General features: G+C 58.2%; 16 protein-coding genes and 1 pseudogene. 13 read left to right on the forward strand and 4 right to left on the reverse strand.

Annotation, left to right across the window (positions count from 1 at the left end):
• From ACOERD_RS00170 to rpsD, 3 genes and pseudogenes are all read left to right on the forward strand, one after another.
• Window positions 1-107 (forward strand): annotated as a pseudogene (locus tag ACOERD_RS00170) (ferredoxin); the annotation flags it as partial.
• A gap of 261 nt (window positions 108-368) precedes the next feature.
• Window positions 369-836 carry a hypothetical protein gene (locus ACOERD_RS00175; protein ID WP_419737628.1) on the forward strand — a complete coding sequence of 156 codons (468 nt, stop codon included), beginning with the start codon at window positions 369-371 and terminating at the stop codon, window positions 834-836.
• 307 nt (window positions 837-1,143) lie between these two features.
• Window positions 1,144-1,764 carry a 30S ribosomal protein S4 gene (gene rpsD / locus ACOERD_RS00180; RefSeq protein WP_170374584.1) on the forward strand — a complete coding sequence of 207 codons (621 nt, stop codon included), beginning with the start codon at window positions 1,144-1,146 and terminating at the stop codon, window positions 1,762-1,764.
• A gap of 58 nt (window positions 1,765-1,822) precedes the next feature.
• On the opposite strand, the gene ACOERD_RS00185 is transcribed toward rpsD, so the two are convergent.
• Window positions 1,823-2,161, reverse strand: coding sequence for a helix-turn-helix transcriptional regulator (locus tag ACOERD_RS00185; RefSeq protein WP_419737629.1), 339 nt, complete (start codon window positions 2,159-2,161; stop codon window positions 1,823-1,825).
• A complete protein-coding gene (locus ACOERD_RS00190) occupies window positions 2,122-2,709 on the reverse strand; it encodes an AraC family transcriptional regulator (RefSeq protein ID WP_419737630.1) in 588 nt (195 codons plus the stop codon). Before ACOERD_RS00190 ends, ACOERD_RS00185 begins: the two co-directional genes overlap by 40 nt.
• 145 nt (window positions 2,710-2,854) lie before the next feature.
• Between ACOERD_RS00190 and ACOERD_RS00195 the strand changes: the two genes are divergently transcribed.
• Both ACOERD_RS00195 and ACOERD_RS00200 read left to right on the forward strand, forming a co-directional pair.
• The gene (locus ACOERD_RS00195) at window positions 2,855-4,036 is read left to right on the forward strand and encodes an ISNCY family transposase (RefSeq protein WP_419737631.1); all 1,182 of its coding nucleotides are present in this window, start codon (window positions 2,855-2,857) and stop codon (window positions 4,034-4,036) included.
• Between the two features lie 250 nt (window positions 4,037-4,286).
• The gene (locus ACOERD_RS00200; protein WP_419737632.1) at window positions 4,287-5,111 is read left to right on the forward strand and encodes an SDR family oxidoreductase; all 825 of its coding nucleotides are present in this window, start codon (window positions 4,287-4,289) and stop codon (window positions 5,109-5,111) included.
• A 2-nt stretch (window positions 5,112-5,113) separates the two neighbouring features.
• Here ACOERD_RS00200 and ACOERD_RS00205 read toward each other — a convergent pair whose 3' ends face one another.
• Window positions 5,114-5,575 (reverse strand): Lrp/AsnC family transcriptional regulator, encoded by a 462-nt coding sequence (locus ACOERD_RS00205; protein ID WP_419737633.1) that lies wholly within the window; start codon window positions 5,573-5,575, stop codon window positions 5,114-5,116.
• Between the two features lie 102 nt (window positions 5,576-5,677).
• Between ACOERD_RS00205 and ACOERD_RS00210 the strand changes: the two genes are divergently transcribed.
• From ACOERD_RS00210 to ACOERD_RS00225, 4 genes are all read left to right on the forward strand, one after another.
• Window positions 5,678-7,093, forward strand: a complete 1,416-nt coding sequence (locus ACOERD_RS00210) for an aminotransferase class V-fold PLP-dependent enzyme (protein ID WP_419737634.1) — start codon at window positions 5,678-5,680, stop codon at window positions 7,091-7,093.
• Window positions 7,094-7,157: 64 nt separating this feature from the next.
• Entirely contained in the window at window positions 7,158-8,243 is a 1,086-nt protein-coding gene (gene hisC, locus ACOERD_RS00215) for a histidinol-phosphate transaminase (protein WP_419737635.1), read from the forward strand.
• Window positions 8,240-9,160: a prephenate/arogenate dehydrogenase family protein gene (locus ACOERD_RS00220; protein WP_419737636.1), complete on the forward strand. Its 921-nt coding sequence runs from the start codon at window positions 8,240-8,242 to the stop codon at window positions 9,158-9,160. The genes hisC and ACOERD_RS00220 overlap by 4 nt, the downstream gene beginning before the upstream one ends.
• Window positions 9,157-10,005, forward strand: coding sequence for an extensin family protein (locus ACOERD_RS00225; protein WP_419737637.1), 849 nt, complete (start codon window positions 9,157-9,159; stop codon window positions 10,003-10,005). The genes ACOERD_RS00220 and ACOERD_RS00225 overlap by 4 nt, the downstream gene beginning before the upstream one ends.
• Here ACOERD_RS00225 and ACOERD_RS00230 read toward each other — a convergent pair.
• On the reverse strand, window positions 10,002-11,009 hold the full coding sequence (locus ACOERD_RS00230; protein ID WP_419737638.1) for a DUF2125 domain-containing protein: 1,008 nt from the start codon (window positions 11,007-11,009) through the stop codon (window positions 10,002-10,004). The two genes, ACOERD_RS00225 and ACOERD_RS00230, sit on opposite strands and share 4 nt — an antisense overlap.
• A gap of 61 nt (window positions 11,010-11,070) precedes the next feature.
• Between ACOERD_RS00230 and ACOERD_RS00235 the strand changes: the two genes are divergently transcribed.
• The 4 genes from ACOERD_RS00235 to ACOERD_RS00250 all read left to right on the forward strand — a co-directional run bounded on the left by ACOERD_RS00235 (window position 11,071) and on the right by ACOERD_RS00250 (window position 15,284).
• Entirely contained in the window at window positions 11,071-11,601 is a 531-nt protein-coding gene (locus tag ACOERD_RS00235; RefSeq protein WP_419737639.1) for a gamma-glutamylcyclotransferase, read from the forward strand.
• Between the two features lie 68 nt (window positions 11,602-11,669).
• Window positions 11,670-12,848: a biopolymer transporter ExbB gene (locus ACOERD_RS00240; RefSeq protein WP_419737640.1), complete on the forward strand. Its 1,179-nt coding sequence runs from the start codon at window positions 11,670-11,672 to the stop codon at window positions 12,846-12,848.
• A gap of 3 nt (window positions 12,849-12,851) precedes the next feature.
• Window positions 12,852-14,531, forward strand: coding sequence for a peptidoglycan -binding protein (locus ACOERD_RS00245; protein ID WP_419737641.1), 1,680 nt, complete (start codon window positions 12,852-12,854; stop codon window positions 14,529-14,531).
• A gap of 330 nt (window positions 14,532-14,861) precedes the next feature.
• On the forward strand, window positions 14,862-15,284 hold the full coding sequence (locus ACOERD_RS00250; protein ID WP_419737642.1) for a hypothetical protein: 423 nt from the start codon (window positions 14,862-14,864) through the stop codon (window positions 15,282-15,284).
• Window positions 15,285-15,326 lie beyond the last annotated feature (42 nt).

Raw genomic sequence — 15,326 nt, forward strand, 5'->3', positions numbered from 1 at the left:
AGGTTCACATGGTCCACAACGGCGGTATCTCCGAGGATGACATCGCAGCAGGTTACATCCTGGCGTGCTGTTCGAACCCGATCGGCAAGGTTGAAGTTGAGGTGTAGACGGGAAGTCTCAAGCTGAAACTGCAGAGCGACCACGGCCGCCTGCGGTTTTAGATTTTCAATTATTATATTTTATTTCATACACTTACCGCGCCTATACACGCGTCTGAAAGCTTGGGTGGCACAGGTTTAATCACGGATAGTTGATTCTATTCGGCAACATTCACGTGATTGCTCAAATTCTGTCTCTTTTCCGCCGGAATCTCCCCTGATAAAGCGGGTTGAGTACTGGGTGGGGTGTTGATAAGTGCGAGCAGGTATATGAGAGCCGGATATAACGGTCGTGTAGCCATTTCATGGAATCAAACTGAGCTTGATGGGCTTGAGGCTGCGCCTTTGGCCTTTTTGGCGGTCGGGTCCGCTTGGTCTTGGCGTGGTCAGGCTCTGGTGTTGGGCGAAGAGGCAGAACAAAGTCTTGAGCAACTGGGACATATGGGTTCTACCGCTATGCGCACCCGCGACGTGTTCTCAGCACCGCAAGATATCTCGGGCGAGTATTGCGGTACGGTCACATTGACCAATGGGGCGCAACGCTTTGCGGCAGATTTGATCGTAGAAGATGACGAACAATGGCCGACTCTGGTGTTCAACACTGGCTGTCCGCCTCGGGATCAGGATTTCTGGATCAGCGAAGTAACACATGCCGGTGCCGACCTGCAGAGTGTACCGCAGCCAACCGCAAAGGTGGTGGCCTTTCCAGGAAAATCCGCGCCGGGTTACTTTTCATAGGTTTGGTTACCTGGCTGGCGTTGAACCCGCTGGCCTAAAAACCCTTCAAGAAATTTGAGCAGGGCCGTCGGGACGTGTTGACTCTGACAGTTCTGCAGATATAAGCGCGGCTTCATTGGTGTTGGTGGCCCCCGCAAGGGGATGCCTGTCATGGGGGAAACCTCAAGAGGACAACGCCCTTTACAACCCGGCACCACGCCTGGTCTGAACTGGAACTGCCCGGTCCGAGCGGAGACGCTATTTCGGCTCGAAAAGTGGGAACCGGTTTTCGGATCAAGCTGAAATGCCACTTTAAAGGAGATCAGCCGTGACCAAACGCACGTCTGCCAAGTACAAAATCGACCGCCGGATGGGCGAAAACATCTGGGGTCGTCCGAAATCCCCGGTCAACCGTCGTGAATATGGCCCCGGACAGCACGGCCAGCGCCGCAAGGGCAAACTGTCGGACTTCGGTCTGCAGCTGCGCGCCAAGCAGAAGCTGAAAGGCTACTATGGCGACCTGACTGAGAAGCAATTCCGTCGCATCTACGCCGAAGCTGAGCGTGTAAAAGGCGACACCGGTGAAAACCTGATCGGTCTGCTGGAGCGCCGTCTGGACGCCGTTGTCTACCGCGCCAAGTTCGTACCGACTGTTTTTGCTGCACGTCAGTTCGTGAACCATGGCCACGTCAAAGTGAACGGCAAGCGGGTCAACATCCCGTCCTACCGTGTCAAAGAAGGCGACGTGATCGAAGTGCGTGACAAGTCCAAGCAACTGGCTGTTGTTCTGGAGGCTGTTGCTCTGGCCGAGCGTGATGTTCCTGACTACATCGACGCTGACCACTCGAAAATGACCGCGACCTTCGTACGCGCACCGGGCCTGAGCGATGTGCCTTACCCGGTCATGATGGAACCGAACCTGGTCGTCGAATTCTACGCGAAGAACTAATGTTCGCTGCCACTCGAGATTACAAAGGCCGTGCTTTCAGCGCGGCCTTTTTTTGTTTCTAAGCTATGCATTTTGATCCGATGTCCTGACGAGGTTGCACGCCGAATTTGCGCGAGTATTCCCGACTAAACTGGGTCGGGCTTTCATAGCCAACCTCAAAAGCTGCTTGCGACACACTGAGCGAACCGTGCGACAATAGCCTCCGGGCTTCCAGCAGCCTGAGGTCTTTTTGGTACTGCAGTGGTGAGGTGGTTGTTACCGTTTTGAAATGGGCGTGAAAGGCAGAAACGCTCATGCCAGCGCTTTGTGCCAGATCGCAGACGGGCAGGGCTGTTCGAAAATTCGCGCGAATGATGTCTATTGGCGCGCGATACGGCTGGCGGCACTGTCGCGCCATAGCATCTGCCGCAGCATGCCACCGTGATCTGCTTGTAGGAGTCGGTAGTGGATTTCACGGCTGATCATTGGTGCGAGAATTTTTGCATCCGTAGGGTTTAGACTGACGTGAAACAGGCGAGTCATGGCGTCAATCAGATCGGGCGAGGCTTTTGATGCGACAAGGCTTTGGGCTGTTTCGATTCCAGCAGGTTCCGAACCGATAGAGTCATAGAGCCCGCGTAAGATGGTTAAGTCCAACGAGAATACGAGACCGACATAGGGCTTTTCCCGACTTGCTTCAGTGACAGCGGCCAAAACCGGAAGTGAATGGCTGACGATCAGAGAGTCGCCTGCACCGAAGTGAACAAGGCGATCGCCGATACGTGTTTCTTTCTTCCCCTGTAGAACTAGGCAGACAATAGGTTCATACACCTGCGATTCTATTGATTTCGTTTTGACATCATGAAGAAGGCCGAAACCGTCCAGTGCAGTGGGGTAGAAAGCAGCATCTTCTGCCTGTCCGCCCACGGCTTCGCAGATTTTCTCAACTAAATCATGTTGTGTCATGGTGTCCCCACTGCCTCATCCAGCATATTTTGCGCAAGAGGTCAGTGCTAGCCAGAATCCTGAGGGTTGTCGCTAACACGCGATATGTCCGGTGTATGTAACATGCGATCTGTCCGGTTCTATTCTGTCTCTGAGAGGAGGCGTTATGAACCGAGCAGAAGTGTTACAGGAAGTTCGACTGATGAAGTTTGAAGATGTGTATTCGCGGCGAAGCGCGAACAAGCTGACGCAAGAACAGGCGGCTGAGATACTGGGTGTATCCGTGCGCACCGTCAGGCGTTGGGAGGATCGATTTGAGGCGGATGGTGCAGAAGGTCTGTACGACCGTCGGCTTGGCAAACTGGCCAACAATCGTGTTGCCACGGATAAGGTCATGGAGATGCTTGAACTGTTTGATACCAAGTACTGGGATTACACGCCGAAGCATTTCCACGAGAAGCTGGTGGCCCACCATGGTTTCACACAGAGCTACAACTGGGTGCGGCTTACACTGCAGCGCCACGGCCGGGTTCAGGCAGCACCCCGACGAGGTGCCCATCGGCGCAAGCGGCCCCGCCGTCCGATGGTTGGCATGATGTTGCATCAGGACGGCTCCAGCCATGAATGGGTTCCGGGTCAGTGGTGGGATCTGATCGTCACCATGGACGATGCCACCAACCGGGTTTATTCGGCATTCTTTGTCGAGGAAGAAGGGACGATGAGCAGTTTTCAGGGGCTGACAGAGGTGATCGAGGCGCAAGGTCTGTTTTGCTCGCTCTATGCCGATCGGGGCTCTCATTACTGGCATACGCCCGAAGCGGGCGGCAAAGTGGACAAGGACAATCTGACCCAGGTCGGGCGCGCCTTGCAGCAACTCGGCATTGAGCTGATCCCGGCCTATTCACCGCAGGCCCGTGGACGGTCTGAACGCATGTTTGGCACGTTCCAGAACCGATTGCCGCAGGAACTGCGGTCCCATGGGATCACAACCATTGAAGAGGCCAATCAGTTCCTGAAAGAGGTCTATCTTCCCGAACACAATGCCCTGTTTGCAAAGGAGCCGGAGGATACGACCTCGGCCTTCGTGCCGTTTACAGGCAATGTGCGCGACACCCTGTGTGTGCAGGAAGACCGCGTCGTCGGCAACGACAATACGGTGCGCTACAAGGGCCTGGTCATGCAGATCGCGGCAGACAGGCACCGTCATCATTTCGTCAAGGCGAAGGTCAGGGTCCACGAATACCCCGATGGTCAACTGGTCATCTTCCACGGCCCGAGATGCATTGGCCGCTACCAGCCTGACGGATCACCCATCACACAGGAGGATAGCAAACACAAAGTCGCGTGACCCGCTTCGACGTGGCGCGAACGCGGTGGCCCAAATCTACGGTCGCCTACGGCTCCCTCCGAATTGGGCCACCGCGCAATCAACTGAAGCGGACAATTGGCATGTTACCTACACCGGACAATTCAGAATGTTCTCGACAGCCAGAATCCTGAGGGTTAGAGAATTAGGCAGATATTGAGGAGAATTCGGCAGGCGTATCGCAGTTTTCTAACCTATCTAGTGGTCAGGCTAACAATTGCGGAGAATGACCATGGCACAGACTATCCTCATAACTGGCGCTTCATCTGGTATTGGCAGAGTTACGGCTGAGCTGTTTCACCGGCAGGGCTGGAACGTCATTGCCACAATGCGCAACCCCAGCAAGGAAGCCGAGTTGACGCAACTCGAGAATGTTCTGGTCACACGTCTGGACGTCACCGACGAGGGTTCAATTGCGACCGCAGTTGCAGAAGGGATTGAGCGTTTTGGTCAGATTGACGTTCTATTGAACAACGCGGGATACGGCGCTTACGGACCGCTAGAAGCCTTCCCGATGGAGCGTATCCGGCGGCAATTCGATACCAATGTGATCGGGTTGTTAGCTGTGACGAAAGCCGTTCTGCCGCATATGCGCGCAAATGGTTCGGGCTGTATCGTCAATATCTCGTCCATTGGTGGACAAATTACCTTCCCCCTCGGAACGCTCTACCATGGCACAAAATTCGCGGTTGAAGGCCTATCAGAGTCGCTGCACTACGAGCTTGCTGCGGCTGGTATCAAGGTCAAGATTGTCGAGCCTGGTCTGATTGCCACCGATTTTGGTGGCCGCTCGTTTGATTTCGTCAATGACGAGAGCATGGCCGAGTATCAACCTGTCGTGCAGGCCTTGTTCAGCACGTGGGGCTCGGAAGAAATGGCAGCGCGAACGTCGCCGCCGAGTGTTGTCGCCGATGTCATTTTGACCGCGGTGACGGACGACACCGACACATTGCGCTATCGTGCCGGCGAAGATGCCGTTGAATACCTCGACAATCGCAAGGCTTTGGACGACGCAACTTTTATCGGCGTCATGAAAGCGATGCTTGGTTTGGCCTGAGTTCAGATCGGAAGTGGTCGCCCTTCGGCGATCGCTTCCATCGCAAAATAAGAGGTCACGCTGTCCAGCTCAACCTTCTCGATCAGGCGTTGGTAGACCTTGTCGTAAGACGCCATATCCTGGGTCACGACTTTCAGTTGATAGTCATAGTCACCGCCGATCCGATGGAAATCCACAACCTCGGGAATGGTCAGAACATGGCGGCGAAACGCCTGCAGCCACTCGGCTGAGTGATGGCGGGTGCGCAGCATGACGAAAACCACGAGGTTCAGCCCCAAAGTCTCGCGCGCGATGCGCGCAGTTGACCCGATCAGAACCCCGTTTTCGTTCAGCGCTTTCAACCTGCGCCAACACGCGTTCTGGGACAGCCCGACCCGATCGGCCAGCTCGCGCTGCGAAAGGGTGGCGTCTTTTTGAAGCTCTCTCAGGATGTGAGTGTCTATTCGATCTAAATTTTGGCTCATATCTAATCATATGACACAAAAATTATGATTTCTACGCAAAGAACGATAATGTTTCCACAGTTTGGATGGATCACATTGGACTTACAGTAAGGAGCCAATGCTATGACCCTGTCCAAATTTCGTGCGGATCTCTGTTCGACCACCCACAATTCCCACCTGCGCGACGGGCTGATCGGAGAGAATGTTCTGATCCCGGGTCTGCAGGGGGACGTGCCGCTTGTTTATGCGGATTACGTTGCTTCGGGTCGCGCGTTGCGACAGGTCGAAGACTTTGTGGCCGATCATGTGTTGCCGTTTTATGCCAACAGTCACACCGAAGCCTCCTTCTGTGGGTCCTACATGACCCGTCTGCGTCGCGAAGCGCGCGACGAGATAGCCCGCCTTGTTGGCGCGAGGGGAGAAGACGCGGTGATCTTTACCGGGTCCGGCGCCACGGCGGGCCTCAACCGGTTGGTCAGTCTGCTCGGGGTGGCGGAAGCTGATCAACCGGTTGTCCTAATCGGTCCTTACGAGCATCACTCGAACATTTTGCCATGGCGCGAGAGCAAGGCTCTGGTGGTTGAGATTCCGGAAGCGACTGAAGGGGGCGTTGATCTGCGCGCGCTGCAGGAGGCGCTGAACACTTACGCCGATGCGGATCTGGTGATCGGGTCATTTTCAGCTGCGTCCAATGTCACGGGGATCATCACCGATCCCGATCCAGTGACGCGCTTGCTCAAGTCACATGGCGCTTTGGCCGTTTGGGACTATGCCGGGGGTGGGCCTTACCTGCCGATGGACATGGGGCCTGCGGATGCGCGCAAAGATGCGATCGTAGTGTCTCCGCACAAGTTTCCAGGCGGGCCGGGGGCGTCGGGCGTGCTGGTCGTGAACCAGAGCGTTGTACAGCGCCGTTGCCCCAGCTGGCCCGGCGGCGGGACGGTGAGTTTCGTCTCGCCGTGGCGCCACGACTACAGCGAGAACCTGTCAACGCGAGAGGAAGCGGGAACGCCCAATGTGATCGGTGATATCCGCGCCGCACTCGCCTTCATCGTCAAGGATGTCGTCGGAACAGATGAGATCGCCCGCCGCGAAGCGCAATATAACCAAATGGCGCTGGAGGGGTGGAAAGACAACCCGAACCTGACCCTTTTGGGCGTAGAAAACGCGCATCGCCTGCCGATCTTTTCCTTCCTTGTGCGCGACAACGCAGGGCAACCGGTGCATCAGCAACTGTTCACGCGAATGCTCAGCGACATATACGGCATTCAGGCGCGCGGAGGATGCGCCTGTGCCGGGCCCTACGCGCATCGGCTTCTGGGTATAGATCGAGCCGCGTCAGAGGAATTGCACGCCGCTCTGTCCGCCGGTGAAGAGATGAAAAAGCCCGGATGGGTGCGCCTGAACTTCTCGTATCTGATGCGCGAGGAAACGGTCCAGTTCATCATCGACAGCGTCAATGACCTGTCTCGCCGGACCGAAGAATTCGCGCCGTTCTACGATGCCGACCCGGCGACTGCGCGCTTCAAAGCCGCATGATGGAATTGCTGCTTTTCTGAACGCGTTGAGACAGGTATGAGAGGCCCAATAAACGGAGCCTCTCATGACCAAGATTACCCCTCAACCCGGCATTATGGACATCGCGCTGTATCAGGGCGGCCAGTCGCATGTGGCGGGTGTTGAGCATGTGATCAAGCTCAGCTCCAACGAAAACCCGTTTGGCCCCAGCCCCAAAGCGATTGAGGCGGTGCGCGACAGCGCCGCCACCCTGCATCGCTATCCCAGCACCGACCACGCCAGCCTGCGCAATGCGGTCGGCGCGCGTCATGGTCTGGACCCGGCGCGGATCATCTGCGGTGTGGGCAGTGACGAAGTACTGCAATTCATCGCTCAGGCCTATGCAGGGCCGGGGGATGAGGTGGTTTACACGGAACATGGATTTTCCATGTATCCGATCATTGCTCGGATGGCGGGGGCCACGCCGGTCATGGTGGCCGAGCGCGAGCGCAAGGTCGATGTGGATGCCATTTTGGCAGCCGTAACCGCGCAGACGCGGATCGTTTTTGTCACCAATCCCGGCAATCCGACCTCAACCATGATCTCGCAGCAGGAGCTTGAGCGTTTGGCGCAGGGTCTGCCGGATAGCTGCCTGATGGTTATCGACGGGGCTTATGCCGAGTTTGTCGACGGTTTCGACGGCGGGGCGTCTCTGGTGGATGCCCATGAGAACGTGATCATGACCCGGACCTTTTCGAAGGTTTATGGATTGGGCGGAATGCGCGTGGGCTGGGGTTATGCGCATCAGTCGATCATCGACGTGCTGAACCGGGTGCGCCAACCGTTCAATCTGTCTTTGACTGCGCTGGCTGCGGCCGAAGCGGCCGTCAACGATGTCGAATTCCTGACCTTCTGTCAGGCTGAAAACGCGCGCCTGAGGACATGGTTGTCGGATGAGTTGGCCAAGATCGACGTCCCGTCTGACCCGTCTTTCACCAACTTCATCCTCGCGCGCTTTACCGATCAGGCCGAGGCTGAGGCATGCGATGAATACCTCAAGTCGCAGGGTTTGATTGTGCGGCGTGTTGCGGGCTACAACCTGCCAAACGCGCTGCGGATCACCGTGGGCGATGAGGAAGCCTGCCGCCGTGTCGTCGCAGCCATCACCGCATTCAAAGAGGGCGTAGCATGAGCCAGATTTACGACCGTGTTGCGCTGATCGGGTTGGGTCTGATCGCCTCATCCATGTTCTGGGCCATCAAGCGCGCAGGTCTGGCTGGCGAAGTCACCGGCTATGCCCGCTCTGAAGCCACCCGCGACACAGCCCGCAGGATCGGCTTGTGTGATCGGGTCTGCGACACCGCGCAAGAGGCGGTCGAAGGCGCAGATCTGGTCGTCCTCTGCGTTCCGGTTGGCGCGATGGGCGTGGTCGCACAGGACATCGCCCCGATGCTGAAGCCGGGGGCAACGGTGACGGATGTTGGATCGGTCAAACGCAGCGTGATCGAGGCCGTTTCGCCTCATATCCCTGAAGGCGTCCATTTCATCCCTGCGCACCCTTTGGCCGGGACCGAGCATTCGGGGCCTGAGGCCGGGTTCGCCGAGCTTTTTGACAATCGCTGGTGTCTACTTGTGCCGGTCGAAGGATCGGACCCTGAGGCCATAGCCAAGTTGCGGGCCTTGTGGGAAGGCATGGGGGCCAATGTCGATGAGATGGACGCGGACCATCATGATTTGGTTCTGGCCGTGACCTCTCATGCGCCGCACCTGATTGCCTATACGATGGTCGGTGTTGCCGATGACCTGCGTCGGGTGACCGATAGTGAAGTCATCAAGTACTCGGCTGCGGGCTTTCGGGATTTCACCCGCATTGCGGCCTCGGACCCAACCATGTGGCGCGACGTGTTCCTGACCAACAAGGACGCGACGCTTGAGATTCTGGGCCGTTTCACCGAAGAGCTTTTCGCCCTGCAGCGTGCGATCCGCACCGGGGACGGAGAGCATCTGTTCGACTATTTCACCCGCACCCGCGCGATCCGGCGTGGGATTATTGATGCGGGTCAGGATACCGACGCGCCGGACTTTGGCCGGGGAAAGGCAGGGTCATGAAACAGGTTTTGCGATACGCGTTTGTTGCAGCGCTTTGGGCCACATCCACCCAAGCCACCGCCCCCGATCAATCGCTTTATCCAGTTGCGCGTCCCGGCGCAGCAGTCGAAACTGCCGGCATCGTCACGATCTCCAGCCGGGCAGCAACGCATCTGACCATCCCGAACCTGCGCCCCGAAACACGACCCGATTCGCCTCAGCTGATCGCCGCAGCTGCGCGTCCGATGGATTTGCCCTTGCTGGGGCCTGATACCTCTTTGATGCCCTACCTCAGACCCAAATCATTGGAGCAGGAGGTGCTGTTCAAAAAGCGCAAGCTGCGCAAGGGGTCGGTCTGCGGTGATATCGCGATACAAGGCAAACCTGTCGGGCGTGTCTCCAGCAAAACAAAGGCCTGCGGGGTCAAGGATGCGGTCCAGATCACGTCGGTCTCTGGAGTGACGCTCAGTCGAGCGTCAACGATGGATTGCGGCACGGCCATCGCGTTGAACAAATGGGTCGACAAAACCGTCAAGGCGACCTTCAAACGTCGTGGACCTGTGGTGCAGCTGCAGGTTGCCGCGCACTATGCTTGCCGCACGCGTAACAACCAGAAAGGCGCGCGAGTCTCTGAGCATGGCAAGGGCCGCGCCATCGATATTTCCGGCTTTGTCATGGCGGACGGAGAGGTCGTGACCGTCCTGAACGGATGGCGCAAGAACCCCTCGCAAAAGCAACTCAAGAAGATCTGGCGCGGGGCCTGCGGGCCGTTTGGCACCGTGTTGGGACCCAATTCAGACAGGTATCATCGGGACCATTTTCATCTGGATACGGCGCGGTATCGCACGGGATCTTACTGTCGCTAGCGCAGGATCAGACGTGGGGCCGGGCCAAGAGGGAGCGGCCCCAGAGCCACGAACCCGTCGCGAAAATTCAGTTGTAGGTCCAGCGCGTTCGGGTTGCCGCCCAGTCCGGCCAGAAAATTGAGCGCGCGGGTTACCGGGTCGACGGCTTGATCGGGCAGGGCGCCGGCGGCATTCGCCATTGCGATCATGTCACGCCAATTCTCGGCCTTGATCGCAATCTCACCGGTTGGGATACCCTGCGAGTCTACATCCAACTCACCGGCTGCAAACAGGCGCAACTCGCCCCACTTGACCTCGGCCAGGTTCAGGTCGATGGCGACGGGCTGAGGGCGGCTGTCCTCTAGCGCGCTCCGGTCCCAAGGCTTGTCGAACGTGGTCAACATATCCAACTGTAGCGTCTCGAACCGCTGGGGAAGCGAGGTCGCCGATTGCATCAGCGCGCGCAAATCTTCACCGGGGGTGAACCCGTCAATTTGCGCCGTGATGGCATAGGCTTCGGGCGCAGTGGTCTGCTCCATGATGACGCTAAGGGTACCACCGCCCGCCAGCGCCTCATTCTCTTCGCTGATCAGCCAAGGACCAGCGGTCAGGGCCATCTTCTCAAGCACCAATGCGACACCGGGTTGCAGTTCCAACTCGGCCTGCAATGCCTTGGCCTCGATCGTCGCGGTCTGGTCGAAATAAGACAGGCGCTGAGGCGTATCGGCAAAGCTGAGGGTTTGCCGACCGGGCCAGATTGCGGGGCTTTGAAACTCGATCCAATCGGCGCTCCAGGCGGTGCCGTTGACCGGATCGGCCAGCGCCGGGTTGTTTAAGCGGGTGGTGTGATGTGTCGGGTAGCCCGCCGTTTCAACGCCTGAGAATTCGGCTTGCCAGCCGCGCGCCTGCTGGGCATCGAACCAGCTGGTGATCGCATTGCGCAGACCATAGCCCGCGATGAACCAATAGGCGCTCCATGCGATGGCGATAAAAATGAACACTCGTATCAGACGACGCATGAGCATTGGCCCTTTTTCCTGCCTCGGATTTGATGTTTATAGGCCCAAACGGGCAAGGACCAGAGCAATGACGATGTGGGTTTTCGGATATGGGTCGCTACTGTGGAACCCGGGCTTTCCCGTGGCGCGCACCGAGCTTGCGATGCTGCACGGATATGCACGCTCTTTCTGCATGAGTTCGATCCACCATCGCGGCACCGAAGATCACCCCGGCCTTGTGCTTGCGTTGGACGAACAACATGAGGCGCATTGCAAGGGATTGGCGCTTGCTGTGGAGCCCGGGCATGAGGACCGCACTCTGCAAGAACTGCGTGAGCGCGAGTTGATCTCGTCGGCCTATGTCGAAAAGATGCTGGACGTGCATTTGGACAATGGTGAGGTCGTAAATGCCGTGACCTATGTGATTGATGCCGATCACGTTCAATATTGCGGCGGCATGCCTTTGGAAGAGCAGGCTCAGATCATCGCCCATGCCGTTGGCGGGCGCGGTCCAAACACGGAATATCTGTATAACACCACCGAGCATCTGGCCGAGATCGGCCTGCACGATCCCGATCTTGAGTGGTTGTCGCAACGGGTGCGCAGCATCACCGCATAAACCCTTGGCGTCATCGGCGTCTTTTCGCTAGATTCAGGCCAGAGCAGGCAGAACCAGGAATAACGCGCATGGCGCAGGCACAACAGGGCGCGAGACCGCATTTCTCGCAACCGATCAGGCAGATTGTTCTGATGCTGATCGCAATCGGCCTGTCGGGCCTCGGGGTGTTTCTGGCGTTGCCCTATGTGCTGCCGGTCTTCTTTGCGAACCCCTATCTGAACGGCTTCATCTTGCTGGTGTTCATCATCGGCGTCTTTGCCTGTTTCTATCAGGTCGCGCAGCTGATCGGTTCGGTCCGCTGGATCGAGGCCTTTGTGGGTGGCGTGGTGCATGAGGATGCGCGCACCCCTCAATTACTTGCGCCATTGGCCTCGCTGCTGCGAGAACGCGGTGCGCGGTCGCAGATCAGTTCCACCTCGACCCGGTCTATTCTGGACTCAGTAGCCGAACGGGTGGAAGAAGAGCGTGAGATCACGCGCTACATCACCAACGTTCTGATCTATCTGGGCCTGTTGGGGACGTTCTTTGGACTTGCCACCACGGTGCCCGCAATTGTCGACACCATTCGCAGCCTGAACCCGCAGGAAGGGGAAGAGGGGCTGGCCGTCTTCAACCGTTTGATGACGGGCCTTGAGGCGCAGTTGCAGGGGATGGGCGTTGCGTTTGGCTCCTCCTTGCTGGGCCTTGCCGGGTCATTGATCGTGGGCCTGTTGGAGGTCTTCGCCGGCCACGGACAGAACCGTTTCTACCGCGAGCTTGAGGAATGGCTGTCGGGCATCACTCGGGTCGGATTTGCCTCGGGCGAGGACGGTGGGGCTGAGGTCGCCGTTCTGGCGCCCGTTCTGGACGCTATGTCGGATCAGATGAACGCATTGCAGGATCTGTTCTCGGCGCAGGAGGCCGAGCGGGCCGACGTGTCCAACAAGCTTGGTCAATTGGTCACTGTCATCGGACAAATGAACCAGCGTCAGGTGGAAAATGAAGGCGTTGCCGCCGCGCTGGAGCGTGTTGCGTTGGGGCAGGACGCCTTGCTGGATCACATGCGCGAACACGGTGCGGGCGAGGGCATCGACGCCGAAAGCCGGATGCGCCTGCGCTCGATGGATGTTCAGTTGCTGCGCATCCTCGAAGAGATCTCCGCCGGTCGTCAGGACAGCATGAACGAATTCCGCAAGGATATCGAACTGCTGGTGAAGGCTCTGACCCTGCCACGCGGCGCGGTTCGAACCACGCACGAGGGGGAATAACCCATGGCCCTCTCCCGCCGCACCGGTCAACGATTCCAGGGCTCGGTCTGGCCCGGTTTCGTCGATGCGATGACGGGTCTGTTGATGGTTCTGACCTTCGTGCTGACCATCTTCATGGTCATCCAATTCGTTCTGCGAGAAACGATCTCGGGCCAGGAGGATGAGCTGACGACCCTTGCGGATGAAGTTGCTGCGCTGGCTGGCGCTTTAGGGTTGGAAGAGCGTGAGAATAGCCGTCTGCAAGCGCGGTTGGGGGCCTTGAATGCCACACTGGCCGAAACGGAAGATAGTCTGGCTGAGGCGCAAAGCCAGATTACTGGATTTGAGGCTCAAGTTGCGGCGCTGTTGGCTGATCAGGCACGGGCGCAAGACGCAATTGCGGCACTTGAGACGCAACAGGCGGATCTTTTGGGCGAACGCGACAGTCTGAATCAGGCCTTGGCGCAAAGCCGCGAAGAAATTGACGCCCAAGCCGAAGCCGCCCGCCTTGCTGCAGCCCGCCGTGAGGCTTTGGAGGCTTTGGTCGCCGATCTGGAACAAAGCGGCGAGGAACGTGCGGCACTGATCGCTCAACTCGAAGATCAGCTAAGTGCGGAAGAGGCTGGCAGGCTGGCGGAGGCTGCCGCTGCCGAAGCTCTGAGGGATCGCCTTCAGAACGCCGATGCGGAACTGACCGCCATGACCCTTGCGCTAGAGGCACAGCGCAAAGAGGCCGAAGATACCCTGACCCTTTTGGCCGCAGCAAATGCCGCCCGCGCAGAACTGGAACGACAGTTTGGCGAGTTGAACGCGGAAGAGCTGGAGGCCCAGTTGGAGGCCGCTCTGGCAGCGCAGGCCGAGGCGCAGGAAGATGCAGCATCCCAGCGTTCCTTAGCCGAACAGCGCGATGCATTGCTGGCCGTAGCTCGCGAGACGCTTTCGGCGGAGCAAGCGGTTTCCGAAAAGGCGCAGCGCGAGGCCGCTTTGTTGAACCAGCAGATCGCAGCATTACGCGGACAATTGGGATCGCTGCAGGCTCTGCTGGATGACTACGAGGACCGCAATACGGCCGCTGAAATTCAAATCCAGTCTCTGGGGCAGGACCTGAACGCAGCTCTGGCCCGCGCCGCATCCGAGGAACGCCGCCGCCGCCTGCTGGAAGAGGCCGAGCGTCAACGCCTCGAGGCTGAGGCCGAAGCGCTGGCCGGACAGAATGAGGAACTCGCGGCGCAGGCCGAGGATTTGCAACGCTACCGGTCGGAATTCTTCGGCCGCCTGCGCGACGTTTTGGGCGACCAAGATGGCGTGCGGATCGAAGGCGACCGGTTCGTGTTCTCCTCTGAGGTGCTGTTCGCCACAGGCTCTGCAGTATTGTCGCTGGAAGGCCGGCAGGAGGTCGCCAAAGTCGCTGAGATCCTCCGCACAGTTGCTGCCGAAATCCCGGAAGGTCTGAACTGGGTGATCCGGGTGGATGGACACACCGACAATGTGCCCTTGGCTGGCTCGGGTCGATACCGCGACAATTGGGAACTGAGCCAGGGGAGGGCGCTCTCCGTCGTGCGCTATATGGTCGAAGCGCTGGGTATTCCGCCCAATCGCTTGGCCGCGAACGGATTCGGAGAGTTCCAACCGGTCAACCCGGAAGACACGCCCGAGGCGCGGGCACAGAACCGGCGAATTGAGTTGAAATTGACCGAGCGCTAAGGCCCTCGCGTGGCGAAAAACCGCCTTTGCGATCTGGATTTGCCGCCCGCACCCGATGAAACACACCAGTCTCAAACCTAGATTACTGTCATAGGTTGAGAGGAGACGCGCGTGGCCCATAGGGTAGCAGACCTGTACTGCACGATTGAAACGGCATTGCGAGCATCATACCGACGGGTTGTGTTGTGCCAGACTGCAAGCGGAGACAGGTTCTGGCTTAAACGAGTCGAGCATTTTGCGCCCCACCTTTGGCTGGTCAAAGGCTGCCCTAAGGTGGCATTTTCTAGGGACCGGACGTCGCATCGCTATTTGTGGAACAAAGGAGCCCCAGTGCCGCGCATCTTGGCCGAGGGTCCCGATTTCATCGCCGTCGAGGATGCGGGTATCAGCCTCACCCGTTTTTGCGGGGATCGCTCCCGTGAGCTTGTCTGCAAACACACGGCCTGTCGCGCCGCAGGCCGGGCTTTGGCGCGGCTTCATGGGTCAGATCTGGCCCATGGCCGCCCCGCGTTTCGCGATATGTGTTGGGATGGGCAGCAGATCAGGTTCATTGATTTCGAGTACTTCAAGCCGACCAAAGCGGGGAGGTTGCGCAAAGCCCGCGATCTGAGCATTGCTGTGCTCTCGGCCTTGTCTCAAGATCAGCTAGGAATGCGCTATGCGTCCAGCCTGCTATCTGGCTATTGGGCGGTTCGGGGCAAATGGGCCGTCGCCCATACCGCTCCAGCGCGTCAGATCCAAACTGGGCTGTGACAAACGGACTTTGACCACAAGGGTTTTCGACATGAAAAAACC

Source organism: Ruegeria sp. (genome assembly GCF_965199275.1).
GTDB lineage: Bacteria > Pseudomonadota > Alphaproteobacteria > Rhodobacterales > Rhodobacteraceae > Ruegeria.

What these genes read in the sequence shown, in the direction of transcription:
- ACOERD_RS00175 (WP_419737628.1), top strand. Translation starts at nt 369, where the DNA reads ATGAGAGCCGGATATAACGGTCGTGTAGCCATTTCATGGAATCAAACT.
- ACOERD_RS00200 (WP_419737632.1), top strand. Translation starts at nt 4,287, where the DNA reads ATGGCACAGACTATCCTCATAACTGGCGCTTCATCTGGTATTGGCAGA.
- ACOERD_RS00185 (WP_419737629.1), bottom strand. Translation starts at nt 2,161, where the DNA reads ATGGCGCGACAGTGCCGCCAGCCGTATCGCGCGCCAATAGACATCATT.
- ACOERD_RS00230 (WP_419737638.1), bottom strand. Translation starts at nt 11,009, where the DNA reads ATGCTCATGCGTCGTCTGATACGAGTGTTCATTTTTATCGCCATCGCA.
- ACOERD_RS00190 (WP_419737630.1), bottom strand. Translation starts at nt 2,709, where the DNA reads ATGACACAACATGATTTAGTTGAGAAAATCTGCGAAGCCGTGGGCGGA.
- ACOERD_RS00220 (WP_419737636.1), top strand. Translation starts at nt 8,240, where the DNA reads ATGAGCCAGATTTACGACCGTGTTGCGCTGATCGGGTTGGGTCTGATC.
- hisC (WP_419737635.1), top strand. Translation starts at nt 7,158, where the DNA reads ATGACCAAGATTACCCCTCAACCCGGCATTATGGACATCGCGCTGTAT.
- ACOERD_RS00225 (WP_419737637.1), top strand. Translation starts at nt 9,157, where the DNA reads ATGAAACAGGTTTTGCGATACGCGTTTGTTGCAGCGCTTTGGGCCACA.
- ACOERD_RS00205 (WP_419737633.1), bottom strand. Translation starts at nt 5,575, where the DNA reads ATGAGCCAAAATTTAGATCGAATAGACACTCACATCCTGAGAGAGCTT.
- ACOERD_RS00195 (WP_419737631.1), top strand. Translation starts at nt 2,855, where the DNA reads ATGAACCGAGCAGAAGTGTTACAGGAAGTTCGACTGATGAAGTTTGAA.
- ACOERD_RS00210 (WP_419737634.1), top strand. Translation starts at nt 5,678, where the DNA reads ATGACCCTGTCCAAATTTCGTGCGGATCTCTGTTCGACCACCCACAAT.
- ACOERD_RS00240 (WP_419737640.1), top strand. Translation starts at nt 11,670, where the DNA reads ATGGCGCAGGCACAACAGGGCGCGAGACCGCATTTCTCGCAACCGATC.
- ACOERD_RS00235 (WP_419737639.1), top strand. Translation starts at nt 11,071, where the DNA reads ATGACGATGTGGGTTTTCGGATATGGGTCGCTACTGTGGAACCCGGGC.
- ACOERD_RS00245 (WP_419737641.1), top strand. Translation starts at nt 12,852, where the DNA reads ATGGCCCTCTCCCGCCGCACCGGTCAACGATTCCAGGGCTCGGTCTGG.